The organism is Paenibacillus amylolyticus, from assembly GCF_001570725.1.
Lineage (GTDB): Bacteria > Bacillota > Bacilli > Paenibacillales > Paenibacillaceae > Paenibacillus > Paenibacillus amylolyticus_A.
This window is the reverse complement of record NZ_BCNV01000005.1, coordinates 580,494-598,932: the sequence shown is the minus strand read 5'-3', so window position 1 is coordinate 598,932 and position 18,439 is coordinate 580,494. Positions and strand designations below refer to the sequence as shown.

The 18,439-nt window shown below is 47.6% G+C and carries 11 protein-coding genes; 3 read left to right on the top strand and 8 right to left on the bottom strand.

Going from position 1 to position 18,439, the window contains the following annotated elements:
- Positions 1-12: 12 nt before the first annotated feature.
- Both PAHA3_RS22565 and PAHA3_RS22560 read right to left on the bottom strand, forming a co-directional pair.
- Positions 13-3,405: a GH36-type glycosyl hydrolase domain-containing protein gene (locus tag PAHA3_RS22565; protein ID WP_062836901.1), complete on the bottom strand. Its 3,393-nt coding sequence runs from the start codon at positions 3,403-3,405 to the stop codon at positions 13-15.
- A 161-nt stretch (positions 3,406-3,566) separates the two neighbouring features.
- Positions 3,567-4,556, bottom strand: a complete 990-nt coding sequence (locus tag PAHA3_RS22560; protein ID WP_062836900.1) for a LacI family DNA-binding transcriptional regulator — start codon at positions 4,554-4,556, stop codon at positions 3,567-3,569.
- A gap of 761 nt (positions 4,557-5,317) precedes the next feature.
- Between PAHA3_RS22560 and PAHA3_RS22555 the strand changes: the two genes are divergently transcribed.
- From PAHA3_RS22555 to PAHA3_RS22545, 3 genes are all read left to right on the top strand, one after another.
- The gene (locus tag PAHA3_RS22555) at positions 5,318-6,964 is read left to right on the top strand and encodes an AraC family transcriptional regulator (protein WP_062836899.1); all 1,647 of its coding nucleotides are present in this window, start codon (positions 5,318-5,320) and stop codon (positions 6,962-6,964) included.
- 110 nt (positions 6,965-7,074) lie between these two features.
- The gene (locus PAHA3_RS22550) at positions 7,075-8,103 is read left to right on the top strand and encodes an iron-hydroxamate ABC transporter substrate-binding protein (protein WP_062836898.1); all 1,029 of its coding nucleotides are present in this window, start codon (positions 7,075-7,077) and stop codon (positions 8,101-8,103) included.
- Positions 8,104-8,181: 78 nt separating this feature from the next.
- A complete protein-coding gene (locus PAHA3_RS22545) occupies positions 8,182-9,894 on the top strand; it encodes an ABC transporter ATP-binding protein (RefSeq protein WP_062836897.1) in 1,713 nt (570 codons plus the stop codon).
- 52 nt (positions 9,895-9,946) lie between these two features.
- Here PAHA3_RS22545 and PAHA3_RS22540 read toward each other — a convergent pair whose 3' ends face one another.
- From PAHA3_RS22540 to PAHA3_RS22515, 6 genes are all read right to left on the bottom strand, one after another.
- On the bottom strand, positions 9,947-11,527 hold the full coding sequence (locus PAHA3_RS22540) for a hypothetical protein (protein WP_062836896.1): 1,581 nt from the start codon (positions 11,525-11,527) through the stop codon (positions 9,947-9,949).
- A gap of 196 nt (positions 11,528-11,723) precedes the next feature.
- Positions 11,724-13,016, bottom strand: a complete 1,293-nt coding sequence (locus tag PAHA3_RS22535) for an ABC transporter substrate-binding protein (protein WP_062836895.1) — start codon at positions 13,014-13,016, stop codon at positions 11,724-11,726.
- Positions 13,013-14,770 (bottom strand): sensor histidine kinase, encoded by a 1,758-nt coding sequence (locus tag PAHA3_RS22530; protein WP_062836894.1) that lies wholly within the window; start codon positions 14,768-14,770, stop codon positions 13,013-13,015. The genes PAHA3_RS22535 and PAHA3_RS22530 overlap by 4 nt, the downstream gene beginning before the upstream one ends.
- Before the next feature lie 92 nt (positions 14,771-14,862).
- Entirely contained in the window at positions 14,863-16,512 is a 1,650-nt protein-coding gene (locus tag PAHA3_RS22525; protein ID WP_062836893.1) for an extracellular solute-binding protein, read from the bottom strand.
- Between the two features lie 27 nt (positions 16,513-16,539).
- Entirely contained in the window at positions 16,540-17,409 is an 870-nt protein-coding gene (locus tag PAHA3_RS22520) for a carbohydrate ABC transporter permease (protein WP_062836892.1), read from the bottom strand.
- Positions 17,410-17,424: 15 nt separating this feature from the next.
- Positions 17,425-18,390 carry an ABC transporter permease gene (locus PAHA3_RS22515; protein ID WP_062836891.1) on the bottom strand — a complete coding sequence of 322 codons (966 nt, stop codon included), beginning with the start codon at positions 18,388-18,390 and terminating at the stop codon, positions 17,425-17,427.
- Positions 18,391-18,439 lie beyond the last annotated feature (49 nt).

Here is an 18,439-nt window from a genome sequence, read left to right as displayed (position 1 = left end):
CATGCTATGAAATTACATATAAATATCAACAACCGTGCGCTCAGTCGCACTACGTGCTTGTCTGAACTCATCCAGTGAGATGCAGACCCCGCCCTGACGGTAACGGTTTGCTGTACGCTCAGTACGAATATCCTTACCGTTCACCGTTACACGGCTCACAGCACCTTCGTTCAAGTGATAGATGAACGTTACTGGCTCACCCGCATACTCGAATTCGAATTGCATGCCATTCAGCTCAGCTGGCAATACCGGGTCAATGACCAGATCGCCACCTTCTTGACGAATGCCAAGCGCGTTGGAGATCAGTTGGTTCATGTAGATTCCAGGGCCGCTGGAGTAGATTCTCCATCCGCCTTTCACCTGTACAGTCCCTTTACGAAGCTGGTCAAAATGCTCCTGCGCCTCGTAACGTGTATTGAACTTACCGTCCGAACTACTGAAGTACGAGTTCGCTTGGCGAATCTCCGCGTTAGGCACAACCTCGCCGATACCAACCGGGTTGATCATCGCGAGACCATTCCACACCTGATCTGTCTTGCCAAGCTTCGCCATCGCTTCCACGTAACGAATATGAGCGTGTACATATTGCAAACCAATCTCACGTCCGAAGTTGGATGCCTGCTCTGCACGTTTGAAGTGTGTGCTTACACCGCCAGCATATTGAGCCGGGCGATTCATCAGACGCACGCCATCCGGGCACAGGAACTGCTCACGGATCAAGGCATAATGCGATTCTGCTTGCTCCGCATTCAGCAACTCACCGATCATGCTGCGCGTCATTGGCAACAGGCGATATTGAATGCCTGTCTCTGTGTCCGTTGGATGAAGCATCAGCTTCGCTTGGTCGGCTTCTTCCATGTATACAAAGCCTGGAATCACATCTGTGCCCAGCATGTAACGGTTAAAGTCCTCACGGATGCCTTGAGCCAGCACATCAAGCTCCTGTGCAAAGTCGGCATCCTTGAATTTCAGCGCTTGTGAGAGCACATTCACGGACTGATACGTCAATGCCACCGTCCAACTGCTCACCATGTATTGCTTCAGCTGTGCATTGGCTGGTTGGAGCGTATCATCCCAGTCGCCATCTCCGTAGGAAGACAAGAACGTATCGTGCAGGAAGTGCGAACGGATATATTCGATTTCTTTTTTCGCGTGATCCAGTACCGTTGCCGTTTCTTCCGTGAACCCGAAGCTATGTTTAACCGTATAAGGTACTTTCTCATCCAGGATTGCATAGTCGCGAGTCGCTGTCAGGTAATCCGCCAGAACTTTCAGCGGCCATACGATGATGTCGCCATGACTCTCTTCCTGTTGAATTGCAAAATATTTATCAAACATGAACCATTGCGGCCAGTTGCCATCATCTTCGTATTGGTGAGTATAGACCATTTTGATGATGTCGCGAACTTGCTCATATTTTTGCGTTGCCATAAAGTACTCTACCGGACCTTGGCATACATCCCGTGTACCCCAAGCTGCGCCGCCGTACTGCTCCAAACCGTGAGGTACGGAGTAGTGAACCAGCATGTTGTGGGTGTACCACCAAGCCAGCGCATTAACTTTGAACAGATCCTCTGCACTCTGACCTTCTCCACGGGACAAACGGAACCCGTTCATCACACCTGCGAAGAACTCGCGGTATGCCTGCACTTCCTCTTCAAACGTAAGACTTGAGCCTGCTACCACTGCGCTATCCGCTTGGCCTTCCAGTACCCCTTGTACCTTCAGCGTCCATTCAGCACTCGCTTCCAGACTAAGCGTTACCAGAGATGCAGACCCACTGCGGATACCACTTGCCAACAGCGTTTCGTCCCCTACATTTACAGTCGCGCCATCCACCGACATGCGGTATTGCAGATCCGGATACGTTCCGGCACTGATCGCTTGTGGATCAGCCTTGAAGATCAAAGTATCGCCGTCCTGCGTCATATGCAGCGGATACTCGTATTCATTCACATTCATCGTAATCTGGTTTGTTACCAGGTAACGGTATGCTGTGCCACTTGTGGAGCGTACGTTCATGCTTACTTCCGTAGTATGTGCACCCGTGTAATTGGTCACGATGATCGTATCGGATTCCGTTTTGTAGATCCAACGTACATAGTTGAAGCCAATCTCGAACAGGGAAGGCATCGTCAGCAGACGATATTGTCCGTCCATTTCCACATAAATGCGTTGTCCCGCCGTCTTCGGCACGTTCAATGCATTGCGGGCATTACTGATCATTTTATTAAAATTGGTGTTACCAATAACGAGCTGTGAGTTGAAAATACCGTACATATACGATGTTGTCGTAATAACCTGTGCTCCAAGCTGCACGTTGCCACCACTCATCAGAATGTGACCGTGCGGACGCTCCACAAGCATTTCTTTCGCTTTTAGAACGATATGCTCATAGCTGCCTGTGAAAAAGGATAACAGCTCCTCACCGCTATGCTCTTCCTGATGACGATCAGGGAACAGATCCTGAATCTCATCTTGCGTCAGATCCAGCGTAACCAGCGGTTCACCCAGGAAGGAGGACAGTTTCACCTGTTCCAACGTATCACCATTTTCCACAGTCAGAGCCTGTACTTCATTCCATGCTGCTGTAACTTCATCTCCGAATTCCAGTGCAGAGATTCCTTCCGCATGATTAGGCTTCGCCAGTCCATAAAAGACCACCTGTGCTTCTCCGTTCAGATTCAGCAGTTCAGATTGCAGCGCCGTGTAGGCAAATTCATACTGATACGTCTCATTCGCAAGCGTCTGGCGATTCAAGCTCTCTGGTTGATTCGTTTCCTTGTAAGATAGACCGAAGAATTGGAATCCGTCTGTGGAGTAACCAACAGCTTTGGTCAGGGAACCTTGTTGCATATATGGAAATGCACCGCCCTGAGGCTGGTTTTGACGGGAACAAACGACATAACCTTTCGCTTCATCTTCAAATACCGTGTGGTCAATATATTGTGACAGATAAGCTTCATTGCTGCGTACCGCACCTGGATCAGCCAAACCTACATCCTGTCCGTATACTACATCTACGTTATGTTGTTGTCCTGTAAGCTTCACATCCCAGAACCAGACACCTTGCGGTGTAGCCGTAAATACGACCTGGTAACCAATGCCTTGTTCACTGCCTTCGAGCTGGACTGTGCCTTCCCAGATCAACTGGTTGCTGGATTGTGCCTTGCTTGTAATCACCTTGCTGTTCGAACGTACACCGAGCAACGGGAACGAGCTGATATTCTCTCCCTCGTGTACACGCAGGTACAGGTTGTTCAATGATCCATCAATCTGGTTGCTGAGCAACTGGTTCAACATCGTTGTACCGGATGTAGCCTGGTACAGATCTCCACTGTTCAAAAAGGTAAAGGATAACTCTCCGGCACTCAACCGGATCGGTTCATTAATCATCGTTGTCATAAGGTTCACTCCTTGAATTAGTATAGAATCGAAACGTTTCGATGAATCTGAAAAAGAATAGGGGCCTCTTCAAACCGGCCTTTTACAGCCCGTCCGGACGATAACCCCATCATTGAACTTTTACTTCAGCATGCAGGCAGTCTTTGTTGTTCAGACTCGGTCTAGACCGAACGTACAGAGCTGCGCTCGATCATATTAATCGTTAACGTATACGATGGATCTACCGCTTCGCCATTGAGCATCTGGAATAACAGATGTCCTGCGAGCGACCCGGCTTCATGCTTCGGCTGGCGTATCGTTGTCAGCGGTGGACGAACATATTCGGACAACTGAATATCGTCAAATCCGATTACGGAAATGTCATTCGGCACCGATATGCCACGCTCTTCCAATGCTTTCAGGCCGCCAATCGCCATCTCATCGTTACCGTAAAATACAGCTGAGGGGAGCTCACCCTGCATGATCATCATCTTGGTTGCACTGTATCCGCCATCACGTACAAAGTTACCGTTCAAACGCCATTTGGACTTTTCTTCAAGTCCCGCTTCCCGCATCGCTCGCAGATACCCTTGGTAACGCAGCGCATTGTCATACGAGTTGGCTGGACCGCTGATATAAGCAATCTTCTGATGTCCTGCCTGAATCAGGTGGCTGGTAGCGAGGTAACCACCTTGCTCTCCGTCCACCAGCACGTTGACCAGATGGTCACTCGATAGCTGACGATCCATCACGATGATCGGAAAGCGATGACCAGCAGATTCCACCAGAATATCATCTTGAATGTTATGTGCCAGGACAATGGCTCCATCTACTCTTTTTTCACGCAAAAATCGTACTGCCGTTGAATCCCGTCCACCCATGGAGCTGCACGCAATCAGGTCATACCCGTTCGCGAGAGCTACATCCTGTACACTGCGGATCAACTCCGAGTAATACGGGCCCGACAGATCTGTCAGGATCAAAGCGATCGTGTTCGTCCGGCTCCGCTTCAGGTCCATGGCAAAGCCGTTCTTGCGGTAATTCAATTCTCGTGCTGCCTCAAGCACTTTAGCCTTGGTCTTGGCACTAACCTTGCTATCCCCGCTCAGCGCATAGGAAGCAGTCGAGAGTGCTACACCTGCCAGCTTTGCCACATCCTTAATCGTTGCCATTCCACGTTCGCTCCTTCTAAACTATATATAAGTTCAACTAAAGAATATTTACACTTACCACTCCGATGACAGAATAACATTCCGATCGCTGTTATCCCCAGATTTTTTTTAATTCCCTTCTTCAAAGGGAAAATCCGGGGATAGCGTATGCTTCCGATGTAGCTTTCTTGCAGAAAGCTTTTAGGCGAACGCTTCGCTTCTTCACGTTATTTCTGTCCTCTCCGTTCTCGCGTAAAAAGTTTAGTTGAACCTATAAAGAACAAATTCAAGGTTACCCACATTTTATACGATACATGGTTAGAACAACCACTAAATCCTGTATTATCGTTTATTGATCTTTTTACATATCAATGGAGTAGCCATCAATCGAAACGTTTCGAGGTATTCTCAAAAAAAATCCTTGTTTCCATCCTTATGGCACCAGGGTTGAATGAATCCCGTTCCAGTCCATACATAATTGATGGTTATGACGCGTCTTTCAATCTGGCGCTCTATAAACAGTTCGTGCCTAACACAATGAAACTGGCAGTAAACGCCAGATTGAAACGTTTCGACATTTTCATTATAGTCGGTGTTGATAGCGATTTCAACCACTTTATCTATTTTTCACAGAAAAAGTTGAATTGTTCATTCTGTCCATCCACGTTACTTCGTTTATAGTATATACTGCATAATAATCGAGATTTGAGAATTACGCCAGTACACCAAGGGCATGAGACGAAAGATGCCCCTGCTGACTTATGTAAGGAGACAGTTATCCAATGAATATATCCAAGCCCATTTATCATAAAAACTCGCTGTCCCGCCCCGTTTCCTTGCAGAAGATTCAGTCCATCCCTGATGCCCTGTTCAAGCTGCGCTATCTGGTGCAACTTCACGACCGTGAGGCGTTCTCCCGTACAGATGAGATGTGGAGCACCCTTCATGTACTATACGTCATTACTGCTGGACAGGCCAGGCTGATCAGTGCAGAGGGTAAACTGACATTAAATGCGGGCTCCGCAGTGGTTCGGCAAGCTGGAAGCCTGCTTCAACACGAGAACAAGCGAGGTTCCCTGTCGCCAATACAAGGCATTGCTATTGCTTTTGATTCCACTGAAAATGAACAGCTGTTCTGGCCTTTCGGGATACCAGCTCCCATTGCGAGTCGTACTCTCACCGATAGGGCAGTCGAATTAGTTCAAGCCAGTACGGCAGGCCGTGATTCCAGCCCCTTCAGGCCACATATGCTTTTCTATGAGTTACTGGAAATTTTGCGGGATCATGTGGCTCATTCTGCTCATGAAGATCACTCCTGGCTTGATGCTGTGCTTAGACATATCCATCAGATGTATACCCATCCACTGACCCGCGAACAATTGGCACGCGATGTGAATGTGAGTCCTGAGCATTTTTCACGGGAGTTCAAGAAACATACAGGTCTTACGTTTGTTGAATATGTGACCCGTCTCAGAATCAGGATGGCTCAGGAACATCTGTTGTTCGCGAACCCTACTCTACAGGAAATTGCACAACTGACAGGCTACAGGGACACCTTCTATCTGAGCCGCAAATTCAAACAGATGGTTGGATCAGCACCAACACACTACCGGAAAATGCCCAAAAAAATTGTATCTTTGACTTACAATTATACAGCCTCGCTCCTGGCATTGGGCCACACTCCCCACATGGGCGCTGTAGCCAGCTGGATGGAAGAGAAACTGGGTGAACATGGTCAGGATGGTCATGAACCATTTGAGCAACATTCCGAATATGACCTGGTTAAACATACCGATCTGATTGCAAACGCTCAGCCCGATGTCATTGTCGGCTATGCGCCGCATCCCGCTTCCGATGAACTACGTCTGATCGCACCGACCATTCTGATGCCTTTTGAGGAACTCGATTGGCAGGAGCAGCTTCTTCATTTGGGCCGAATCACAGGGCTTGAGTCCAATGCACAGACGTTGTTAAATCGATATCATCAACTTGAGCAAGAGGCCAATCATACATTGGATCAATGGATGGAAGGGACACGAGGGTCCGCCGTTTGCATGTTTATGATTGGAGAGGACGGCGCATATATCTATGGTCACGGCTGGGGCAGGGCTTCTCATGTGCTGTATCAATCGCTGGGCTTCACTCCACCGTCACGGATGGAGCAGGACGGGCAGTTACTCACAGGGTACGTTCATGTTCCATTGTCTGAGATTCACTTGTACGCCGCAGATCACATGTTTGTCGCCTATCCTGAGGAACCTACCGAACGAGAAATGCTGAACAACTTGCTGAATCAGGAATCCTGGGGCAACCTCTCCGCCGTTCGTGAAGGACGTGTATACGAGATTGATGCCGACATGTTCTATGGATTTGATCCCCTGTCCGTTATGGAGCAGTTGCAGCATATCATGCGTCACCTCACATCATAATTGTCCATGCTGTAGTGATCATAGTTGTCCATGTACAAATATCACATCTTCCTCTATGTTATTAATGAGAATAATAATCATTATTGATTATATACAGGGGGAACAAGAATATGTTTGCTGCAAAAAAACGCTTTTCCAGCTTGCTGCTTATGCTCGCCATCATTATGATTCTGGCTGCTTGTAGCAGCGGAACAGGCTCGACTGCCACTGAACAGACAACGGCAGCGGGAACCGAAACGACAACAGCCTCTTCCGAGACGAACACAGACACGTCATCTGGTTCAGACAATTCGAATGCTACACGAATCTACAAGTCATTAAGCGGGGATGTTGAGATTCCGGCTGAACCGAAACGGATCGTTACGGATATGTACGTAAGTGATCTGCTTGCACTGGGTGTAAAACCTGTTGGTGCTGTTCAATATTATTTGGAAAACCCGTTCTATGCGGATCAAGTGGCGGGCATAGAGAGTATCGGTGATCGGGCGGCAGTATCCATGGAGAAGGTCATTGCCATGAACCCGGATCTGATCATTACCTACTCCGACCAGGCCAGCGAGATTGAGAGTTATCAAAAAATCGCTCCTACCGTAGTCATCCCTTATGGTACATTCACCAATGTATATGACGAAATCCGGGGATTCGGAGAGCTGATGAACAAATCCGAAGAGGCCGAAGCTTGGCTAAAAACATACGATGAACGGATTGAAGCCGCTCGTGCTAAGGTGCAAACCGTCATCAAACCGGAGGAAACCTTCTCCATCATTGAAGTATCCGACAAGAGTTATTATGGATATGGAGACAACTTTGGTCGAGGAGGACAGGCGGTATACCGTGCTTTGGGACTTGCTCCACTCGAAATTACCAAAAAAGAACTGATGGGTGATACCCAATGGAAAGAGATTTCGCGTGAAGTCGTTGGTGATTATGCAGGGGATCATATCTTCTTGACCGTTGGGGAAAACAATAAAAATTACCAAGGTGATTCCATCTGGCAATCCCTGCCGGCTGTGAAAAACAATCAGGTGTACGAATTGCTGGAGGACCGTTACTGGTACTTCGACCCGATTGCAATTCAAGGTCAGGCTGAAGAATTCGCCGATATGATCGTAGAACGTGCCGAGCAAAACCGTAAATAACATAAGCATGAATACAGGTGTCCGGATAGGCTGATCTGCCTGCTCGGGCATTTGTGTCATATCAAGGAGGACTTACATATGCTTCGCCGTTTTATGTCTTATTATCGTCCTTACAAAAGACTATTTATCTTGGACTTCTCCTGTGCCATCGCCGCTGCGCTGCTGGAGCTGGCCTTTCCACTCGCCGTTAACCGGGTGGTCGATCAACTGCTTCCGGCTGGCAATTGGTCCATGATCTTAGCGGCGTGTGTCGGATTGCTCGGCATCTACCTGCTCAGTTCCTTTTTCCATTATGCAGTGACCTATTGGGGCCACAAGCTCGGCATTAACATTGAATCCGATATGCGGCGTGAACTGTTCCAGCGTGTACAGAAGCAGTCCTTCCGCTTTTTCGATAACAATAAGACCGGACATCTGGTCTCCCGCATGACCAACGATCTGATGGATATTGGTGAGATTGCGCATCATGGACCCGAGGACCTGTTCATTGCCCTCATGACACTCGCCGGAGCTTTCGGGATTATGCTGGGGATCAACTGGCAGCTCGCTGTGATGACGTTCATCATTGTGCCGCTGATGATCTACCTGTCGCTGTATTTCAGTCGCAAAATGTCCAAGGCGTTCAAGCGCATGTTTGCGGATATCGCCGATTATAATGCACGAGTCGAGAACAATGTGAGCGGCATCCGTGTGGTACAGGCTTTTGCCAATGAGAAGCATGAAGTAGGACGTTTCGTTGAGAACAATGAACGTTTCAGACTCACCAAACTAATCACCTACCGCATCATGGCCTGGAACTCTTCACTCAGTTTTATTCTAATGAAATTTGTATCGCTGTTTGTGTTGGTGTGCGGAACCTGGTTTGTCATTCAAGGAAGTATGACCTACGGGGAATTCATCGCTTTTGTGATGTTATCCAATGTATTCCTCGGACCGATCGAGAAGATTAACTCTGTCATCGAGACGTATCCCAAAGGCATCGCCGGATTCAGACGTTACCTGGAGCTTCTTGAAGCTGTACCTGATGTAGAAGATACACCACAGGCGAAACCCATTCCAGACGTGAAAGGCGATATTGCCTTCCATAACGTTACCTTTTCTTATGGAGAACACAAACCTACGCTGTCTCAGGTCAATCTGGATGTTCAGGCAGGCCAGACGGTGGCTCTGGTTGGACCTTCGGGCGGAGGTAAAACGACGTTATGCAGCCTGATCCCACGCTTCTACGATGTGGATGCGGGACATATCTCCATCGATGGCATTCCGGTGAAGGACATGACGCTGGAATCACTGCGCTCCCATATCGGGATTGTGCAGCAGGATATTTTCCTGTTTGATGGAACGATTCGTGAAAATATTGCATACGGCAAACTGAATGCTTCCGATGAAGAAATCTGGCAAGCCATTCGCCGAGCCCAACTGGAAGAGCTGGTACAATCCCAGCCAGACGGACTGGACACCATGATTGGTGAACGTGGCGTGAAACTGTCCGGCGGACAAAAGCAACGGTTGTCCATCGCAAGAATGATCCTGAAAAACCCGCCAATTCTCATTCTGGATGAAGCCACCTCCGCACTCGATACCGAGACAGAAGCTGCTATTCAACTGGCGTTGTCCGAGCTGGCCCAAGGCCGTACGACATTGGTGATTGCCCATCGACTGGCGACCATTAGACACGCCGATCGTATCGTGGTGGTGGAGAACGGCAGTGTCGCTGAACAAGGAAGCCATGAAGAACTGCTCGCGCGTAAAGGCTCGTACAGCCGACTGCATCAAGCCCAGTTTGGGTAAATACAACGACAAAACAACCTTCCCTCAGAACTAGAGGTGAAGGTTGTTTTATTCATTTCAGGTATCCTTTTGATTTCCAAAATCGCTTCGCAAATGATTCAGCAGCGTACGGCAGCTCCCCATTCAGTAAATCCTCATTTGCTTGAATGAGCACTTGGCGTCCACGTTCGAGCAATTGAACGGCATGTAGTAATTGAGAGCCGCCTATATAATGAAGTTCAAGCAACACCGGTTCTTCTTCCTCATCCTCGTCCTTCTGAGCCGAGTATTCGATCAACACACTTTCCGTGCCGTCCTCATGTTGGTGCAGGGTATAATAGTATTTCTCCACCTGCGTCTCCCCTTGAGTATCCTTATACTCTCTTCCAATACGTAGCATAGCGGGCTGGGGAACACCATCACTCAGCTGACCTGCTTGTCGAAATGCATAATACAAGTCTCCAATCCACAGCCCATGCCGGTCGTCATCATAATAATCGTCATATGGCTCCACGATCGGCAAAGCCAATAAATCACGGATCAGTTGATGCGAAATTAAGGAACGAGCATACTGATAATTCGATACAGACTGCAACAAGGTGCTCCATCCTTGCTCGCTTAACTGCTGAATATCAGCAGGTGAGTTCTCCGAAAATACGTTCCATTCCGAATTCTCATTGTGAAGATAACGATATGCACCTGAGATCATCCAGACAGGTTTACCCGGTTGTAGGATATGTTTATCAGGAGTGTTGGAACCTTGATCTGATGGCTCCATCTTAAGCAACAATGCACAGTTATGGTCATCCTGAAAATAAAGACTGCGGAAATACCCCTCCGTATGCTCATCTCCATAGACCGATACTCGGCAAAATTGCTCGTTCAACCAAAATTCATAGCTGTTGAGTAACTCATCCTCCTCTCTTACAGGCAACAAAGATGGATGAGTAAGACGCTCTATGTTCTCAGCGGTAATACGATGATCTTCGAACCAATCCGGCACATCTGGCTCTGATTCATCGGCATGAATGTACTTTCGGTTGATTACAGGTCGTCCTTGCTGCAGCCTCTTTAACATTTCTTCTCGCCAAGGAAACGGATCTGTATCTTCATCAATCACACATTCAGGAACCAATAACGCCAACATGTCAAAGCCCCGCCATGGTCCGAGATCCTCCCATTCTTCAAGCTGACGCTTCACATTACGCTGTCCTTGAACCTGAATCATATATTGCTCGGTACTTACCAGCAATCCACCTTCTACATTCCCTCTCACTGTCAATTCTCCATGGTTGTAATCCCCCCAGAACATATCCTCCACATAGAGATTACCTGTAATATATATTTCCTGCCCACCCACGATCATATAGGGCGTTATGAGATTCCCAAGTACAACCAGATTTGAACTGGCCGCGTCGGAACTTGTATTTCCAATATAACGATCCACTGTCAGATTTCCTTCAACCAAGATCAAAAAAGGTCCTTCATCCAACAACAGTTCACTGATATGAAGGTCACCAGAATGTAACCATACTTCCTCGGCTTCAAATTCACCGTTGTGCGCTTCATTCTGAGTGTACATCCAACTTTCCTGAGGCAACTTCGTTTTGATATCAGCAAAAGATACCTTGTGACCTATCTGATGTATGGACATGTCCTGACACTCCTCATCCAATAATATATGGATAGAATCTATCTGATCTACAGATAGACAACTGCCCATTTTTATTATACTAGAGGAAATATACACCATTCCACAACAAAAACCCTCACCCGAGTAGAATGAAGGTTGAACTTGTGAACGACAACAGCCCTAAGCCCATTATATACATATATGATCTAGTCCATTCTTATAACTTCCCATTCAAAATTGTGTTTGCCCGCTCACGAAAATCCTTTGCCGCCTGCTCAGGCGTAATTTTGCCAAACAGCAGAAGATCATACAACTCTCGCAATACCGCAGTGACCTCGGGTGCACCTACAGGATCAGGCGGGTCCATCTGGCTGCTGTTATCTGCAACCCAATCAATATAGTCAAACACCTGCGCCAGCTCCGGTTCAACCACCAGCTTCATACGCTCTTTGACACTGGATGAGACGGGCACACCCCGCTCCCCTTTGAGCAGCAGATTGGCATCCAAATCATTCACAAAAAAGCTGATGAACTTGGCCGCCTCCTCCTTATGTCTGGAATTACCCGCCATGGAGAAAAACATGCCTGGCTTCAAGAACAATCCATCCTGGCGGTTTGGCCCAGGCATCGGGGAGATGGTTAAGGTTTTGCCATAACGCTGAGCGGTGCTGATAAATTGGTTGGAATACCCCCAGCTAAACAAAGCCTCTCCCAGATAAAACGGGTCGTTATCAGGCTGACCAATATCTGAGGTCCAGATATCCGGTGCAAAAATAAGCTTCTTCTCTGCGAGCTGCTGCATCCTGGCAAAGTAATCCACAAACAGCCCATCATCCTCATAACCCAATCCCTTGCCATCCTCCGCATACAGCTTGGAACCATACTGTCTCAAGTAATAAGCAAAAAACTGTTCGGGCGTAAAATAGGTTCCCAGATAGATGCCTTTCCCGAGCAATTGCTCCCCCATCCGGTCAAAATCCGCCCATGTCCACGTATCCGTTGGCAATTCAATATCATTGGCCTTTAACACTTCCGGATCATAGATGCTGAGCATGGCGTTTACCCCCAAACTGAGGCCATAGGTTTTTCCATTCAGGCTTCCACTCTCTAGCTGTTCCTTCTCAATATCTGTCGTGTCAATCAGCCCACTCTGCATGTACGGGGTCATATCCTCCAACAGTTGCAGCGAACTGTACTGGGACAGATAGGAGATATCCATCTGGATAATGTCGGGCAACGCATTACCTGCTGCATGCGGGGCAAGTTTTCTCCAATACTCGTTGAAACTGCTATATTCGTACTCAATGTTCACATGCGGATTCAACTTCTCATACAGGTCGATAACGGCTATCGTTGCATTGTTGCGGAACTCCCCACCCCACCAAGCAATGCGCAGCGTAATCGGCTCTTCGTCCACTATCATACCTGGTCTTTGATTCAGCTGGTTCACGCAGCCAGGAAGAGTCAGCATAAGGCAGATCATGCCTATTGTTCGCAATAATCTTCTCACAGCCTCTCCTCCTTACCTGGTGATGGGGGTGGCAGCAATACCGTTACTCTCGTTCCAAGCCCTGGCTTGCTCTCCAGCAGTACATCATATTCTTCGCCAAAAGCCAGACGCACCCGCTCCCTGATATTCAGCAGGCCAATGCCTGTTCCTCTGGTTTTCACTTCTCCGCGAAGCACTTGCTCCACATATTCGGGCTCCATACCGGGACCGTGATCCTCCACGATAAGGGCCAGCTTGCCACCTGATATCTCGGCAGACACTCGAATCAGACATGATCCAACCTGTGGTTCCAAACCGTATTGAATGGCATTCTCCAGCAGCGGCTGTAGGGTTAACTTTGGAATGGCACAACCCAGATATGAAGCAGGCACATCCATACGGAAATCCAGCCGCTGCCGGAAACGGTAGGTCTGAATGGTGATGTAATGATTGACGATCTCCAGTTCTTCGGCAATTGTAATGATATTTTGTTTGAAGCTGATGGAGGAACGCAGCAAATATCCGAGTGATAGCACCATACTGGAGATTTGCTCCTGCCTGTTCTTTTTGGCAAGCCAATGGATTGAATCCAGCGCATTATACAAAAAGTGAGGATTGATCTGCGCCTGTAATGCTTTGAACTCGGTTTCCTTGATGACCAGTTGGCTTGCATAATTTTCTTTGATCAATGTATTAATATGTGTAATCATCAGTCGATACGTACGCTGTAGTAACCCCAGTTCATCCATGTGCTGGTGTGTGGGAATGGACAGATTAACGTCTATGTTCTCCAGATCGCCATACTGAACCTCCTTCATCTGACTGATGAGCTGCCTAATCGGCCTCGTCAGACTGCGTGCGAACACCATACCAAGCGCGAGAACAACCAGAATGGCGATAAGATAAACCATGATCAAACTATTTTTCAACCATATAATTCGTTCAAAAATTTCATCATATGAGGCCATATTATAATAAACCCAGCCGGTGTGAGCAGATTTCTTCTGGGAAAGAAATATCTCCCTCCCATCCAGATTTTTGATCTCATATCCCCCACTGCCTGGAAGTGGATTCAGTCCGGCGGACACCGCTTCCGAAAGCTGGCGGTAGGGATAGACCACATCACTGCCTGCTTTTAAAATAATGTCACTGTCCTGGCTATCAATACCCGCATACTCCTCAACGAGTCGCTCGATATTAATACGCAGAAACAGGATGCCTACCGGTTCCAGAGTCATCGGTTCGTAGGCTCGCACTTGACGCACCATAACCAACATCGGATCATCATCATCCGGGTATAGCCACCTCACTGCACCATTCGCCTGCTCCGCAGCCTCAATCATCCGATCATATTTTTCCGGGGATACGCTTAGTGTTTCGCCGTACTTATTGACTCTTCCCCTCGAATCAATCAGATGAACGGACTGCACATAACGTGCAGCCCCACTAATATGCTCCCATAGCCGATCCGTGATCTTCTTTCGTTCAATAAAGCTTGAATATGCGCTATCGTCATCCAGCAACGACTTCAAGGCCCTTTGAATTTGAGTATCAGAGATCATGTTTAATGATAACGCTTCCAACTTCTGAAGTTCAACATCCACTGTAGACGAGGAAAGGTTCAGCAGTCGGGACGACTTATCAAACAACTGTTTGTCATACACCGAGTACGTATAGTACAAAGACCCAAACGCCAGGATAATGATAAACGCCATCATGAACAACATCATCAGAAACATTTTCATTTTGATGCTCAGTTTGCGGTAGGCTGTCATGACCAAAGCGCTCCTTTGAACCACGTGATACTACTAGGTATATCACATACAGGAAGGTTTTCCCAAAGTTTTAGCGCTCGATTTCTCACGTATTATTTGGACTGATATCGATCATAGGCCGCCTGATGAACCTCGATTGCCCGGTCAATGCCCATGCTCTTGATTGTTTCGGCCATGGTGTCAAATTCGGTGATTGGCTTCTGTCCGCTAATAATGGCCGTCATCGTCTCATTCAAATACGTATTCACCTGGCTCATAATGGATGTACTTGTGCTTACCTCATCTGTTGACAAACGAATTGGTGGAAGTGTTAATGCCGAGCTTGCTTTCATCCATTCCGCATTCGCCGCACGCTGTCCATCGTCAAATAATAAGGCATCCAGGTAACGGCTATCCTGATTGATTGGACCGTCCATAATGGATAAGGCATAGGAAGCCAGTGCCTGGTCATACGTCAGACCGTTCGGATTATCAATGATGGTATCTGTGAATTTGACACCTTCCCCGTCGCGAACATAGCTGTCATTTTCGATACCAAAGTTGAACAGATCACTACCCTCTTCGCTATAGTTGTAGTCCATCCACTGTACAATATATTTCAGTTTGTCTTCGTCCGCGGAAGCCGTAATCGCCTCACCATAAGTCAACACTTTAGCATCCAGATTAAATGTCGCATAGGACGTTCCATCCTGAGATACAGGCCATGGTACGCCAGTCACATTAAAGTTCGGATCGGTATCTCTCATCAGATTGAAATATTTCCCCATACCACTGAACACGCCACCCTGATATGCGCCTGCGAGATTGCTGGTAACCTTATAGTCAAATGCTTTACCGTCATTGGTCATGATCTCGGGATCAATCAGCCCTTCCTTGTACCACTTGGCCATGGTCTCCAAGAAATCTCGGTAGCCCGGTTGGATCGGCCCGAATTCCACCTTGTCCCCATTCATCTGGAAGCCACCAATTACACCAAAAGCCGCTGCAAAATCATGGAGCTTGGTCAGGTTACCCGGACCCCAGTTTCCAGTGAAAGGAAGCTCATCAGCCTTGCCGTTTCCGTTCGGGTCCTGTTCCTTGAATGCCTTAAGCACCGTATACCACTCATCAATGTTGGTCGGTACTTTGAGATTTAATTTATCAAGCCAATCCTGGCGCATAATTAAACCGGAAGTGGCGTTCAGCTTCAGTGCATCCAGCTTCAGCAGTGGGAACATATAGATCGTGCCATCGTCGAGTGCAATCTGCTTCTTCACATCCGGATCGGATTCAATAATCCGCTTCAAGTTCGGTGCATAACTGTCGATCAATTCATTTAACCGGATGATCCGGCCGTCCTTGATCATTTTTTCCGGTCCGCCAACGGCATCCGCCCAGTTATAATAAATGACATCCGGCAGCTCCTTCGTGGAGATCAGCAGATTGAACTGGTCACGCTGTTGTCCAAGCGGAGGATGTGTGAACTTCACTTGGATACCTGTCAGCTTCTCCTTTTCCTTATAAGCCGCCATATCGCCAAAATTGTTCAAGGAAGCTGTCAGTTTGGCATCATTGGCGCGCCAGTAATCAATGGTTAAAGGCTCACTTGTAATCGGTAGCGGAATCTCGGTCAACGCCTGAACCGCAGGTTCTGTTCCCTCTGCTGGCTCTGCGCTACCTGGTTCATTATCACCCGTACAGCCCGCCAGTAAAGACATGGTAAGTAGCGATGACAACAGGATGGACCCCATTCTTTTTTTCACGTAATTCGCCTCCATAGGATACATTTTTTATTGTTTCACAGCACCGATTAGAGCGCCCTGAACAAAATAACGTTGGATGAACGGATATACCAGCATAATCGGCAGCGTGGAGATAATAATGGTTGCATATTTGATGTTCTCCCCAATGGCAAAGCCGGTGTCCGCGCCAGCGCCCATGGCCTCCGTACTGCTGCTGATCAGAATATCACGCATAATAATCTGGATCGGATATAACTCCTGACTGCGCAGGTAGAGCATCGGCCCGACATAATCATTCCAATGGTCAACCGCATAATACAGCATCATGACCGCCAGGATTGGCTTTGACAAAGGCAGTACAATTCGAAACAAAATCAGAAAGTCATTGGCACCATCAAGTTTCGCCGATTCAATCAGACTGATTGGAATGCCTTCAAAGTTTGTTTTCATAATGAGGAAATAGAACGTACTGATGGCACCCGGAATAATAAGCGCGAAACGGGTATCCACCATCCCCAGATTCTGAATTAGCAGAAAAGTTGGAATCATGCCACCGCCAAAAAACATCGTGAACGTAATTAATTTCATCAACGTTTTTCTGCCCATCAGATCACCGCGTGACAGCCCATATGCAGCCAGTGAAGTCATGAGCAGATTGATGGCCGTACCCACCACAACATAGAACAAGGTGTTCATATATCCCGTGTATATGCGAGTATCCTGAAATACCGACTTGTACGCGCCCAGCTGGAAACCTTCAGGAATGAGCATCAGTGAACGGGAACGCAGCATCTGATCCGGATCACTGATTGAAGAATTGAACACGTACAGCATCGGGTAAAAACATAAAATCATGATCACCACGAGCAGCAGGATATTAAATACATCAAAAAGTCGTTCCCCTATAGACTGTTTCATCGCTTCACCTTCCGATTACCATAGACTGGTTGAGTTAAGCTTTCTGCTGATCGCATTCGCGATAATAAGCAGCGCGAAATTAATGACGCCATTGAAAAGTCCGATGGCCGTTGAGTACGTATAGTTCCCCTCCAAAATACCGGATCGATAGACAAAGGTGGAGATGACATCCGATGTCTCATAGGTCGGTGCCGTTTGCATCAGCAATATTTTCTGAAAATCCGCGTTCATGACCGCCCCCATGCGCAGAATTAACATGATCACAATCGTTGGCATAATGCCCGGCAATGTAATGTGAAGCAGCTGTCTCCAGCGGCCTGCGCCGTCAATTTTGGAAGCCTCATACAACTGCGGATCAATTCCACTAAGTGCTGCCAAAAAGATAATGGAGGCCCAGCCTGCCCCCTGCCATATGTTGGACAGGATGTACATCGGACGGAACATATCCTTCTCCGCCAAGAACATAATCGGCTGCAGATCAAAAAAGTCACGAATGACATTAAATAATCCACCATCCAGAGATGAGAACGTTTTCAACATTCCAACCACGACAACAACCGAGATGAAATGGGGCATGTAACTGATCGTCTGCACCGTGCTTCTGAACCACTTTTTCCGTACTTCATTTAGTAACAAAGCCAGAATAATCGGAGCCGGGAAACCAAACACAATGCTGTAAAAACTCAAAATCAGTGTGTTCTTAATCAGTCGCCAGAAATAATAACTTTCAAAAAACATGGTGAAATTGTCAAACCCGACCCATTCGCCTGCCAAGATTCCTTTGACCGGGCTGTAGGATTCCTGAAATGCCATCAGCAGCCCGTACATCGGCCCATAGCTGAAGATCAGATAATAGGCTACAACAGGTACGAGCATCAGATACACGTATCTGTTGCGGACAAGCTCCTTTTTCACCGAACTCCATTTGCCAGCTGGCTTCAAACGCCCAGGTTCAATCCCCCGGCTTCGATTCAGCTCCATCCACTCAACCTCCACTCGATGTTCATTACTTAACATGACACCTCTAATG

Excerpts from the sequence above, each read along its gene's own strand:
- PAHA3_RS22545 (WP_062836897.1), top strand. The coding sequence starts at position 8,182 with ATGCTTCGCCGTTTTATGTCTTATTATCGTCCTTACAAAAGACTATTT.
- PAHA3_RS22530 (WP_062836894.1), bottom strand. The coding sequence starts at position 14,770 with ATGACAGCCTACCGCAAACTGAGCATCAAAATGAAAATGTTTCTGATG.
- PAHA3_RS22560 (WP_062836900.1), bottom strand. The coding sequence starts at position 4,556 with ATGGCAACGATTAAGGATGTGGCAAAGCTGGCAGGTGTAGCACTCTCG.
- PAHA3_RS22555 (WP_062836899.1), top strand. The coding sequence starts at position 5,318 with ATGAATATATCCAAGCCCATTTATCATAAAAACTCGCTGTCCCGCCCC.
- PAHA3_RS22540 (WP_062836896.1), bottom strand. The coding sequence starts at position 11,527 with ATGTCCATACATCAGATAGGTCACAAGGTATCTTTTGCTGATATCAAA.
- PAHA3_RS22520 (WP_062836892.1), bottom strand. The coding sequence starts at position 17,409 with ATGAAACAGTCTATAGGGGAACGACTTTTTGATGTATTTAATATCCTG.
- PAHA3_RS22550 (WP_062836898.1), top strand. The coding sequence starts at position 7,075 with ATGTTTGCTGCAAAAAAACGCTTTTCCAGCTTGCTGCTTATGCTCGCC.
- PAHA3_RS22515 (WP_062836891.1), bottom strand. The coding sequence starts at position 18,390 with ATGGAGCTGAATCGAAGCCGGGGGATTGAACCTGGGCGTTTGAAGCCA.
- PAHA3_RS22565 (WP_062836901.1), bottom strand. The coding sequence starts at position 3,405 with ATGACAACGATGATTAATGAACCGATCCGGTTGAGTGCCGGAGAGTTA.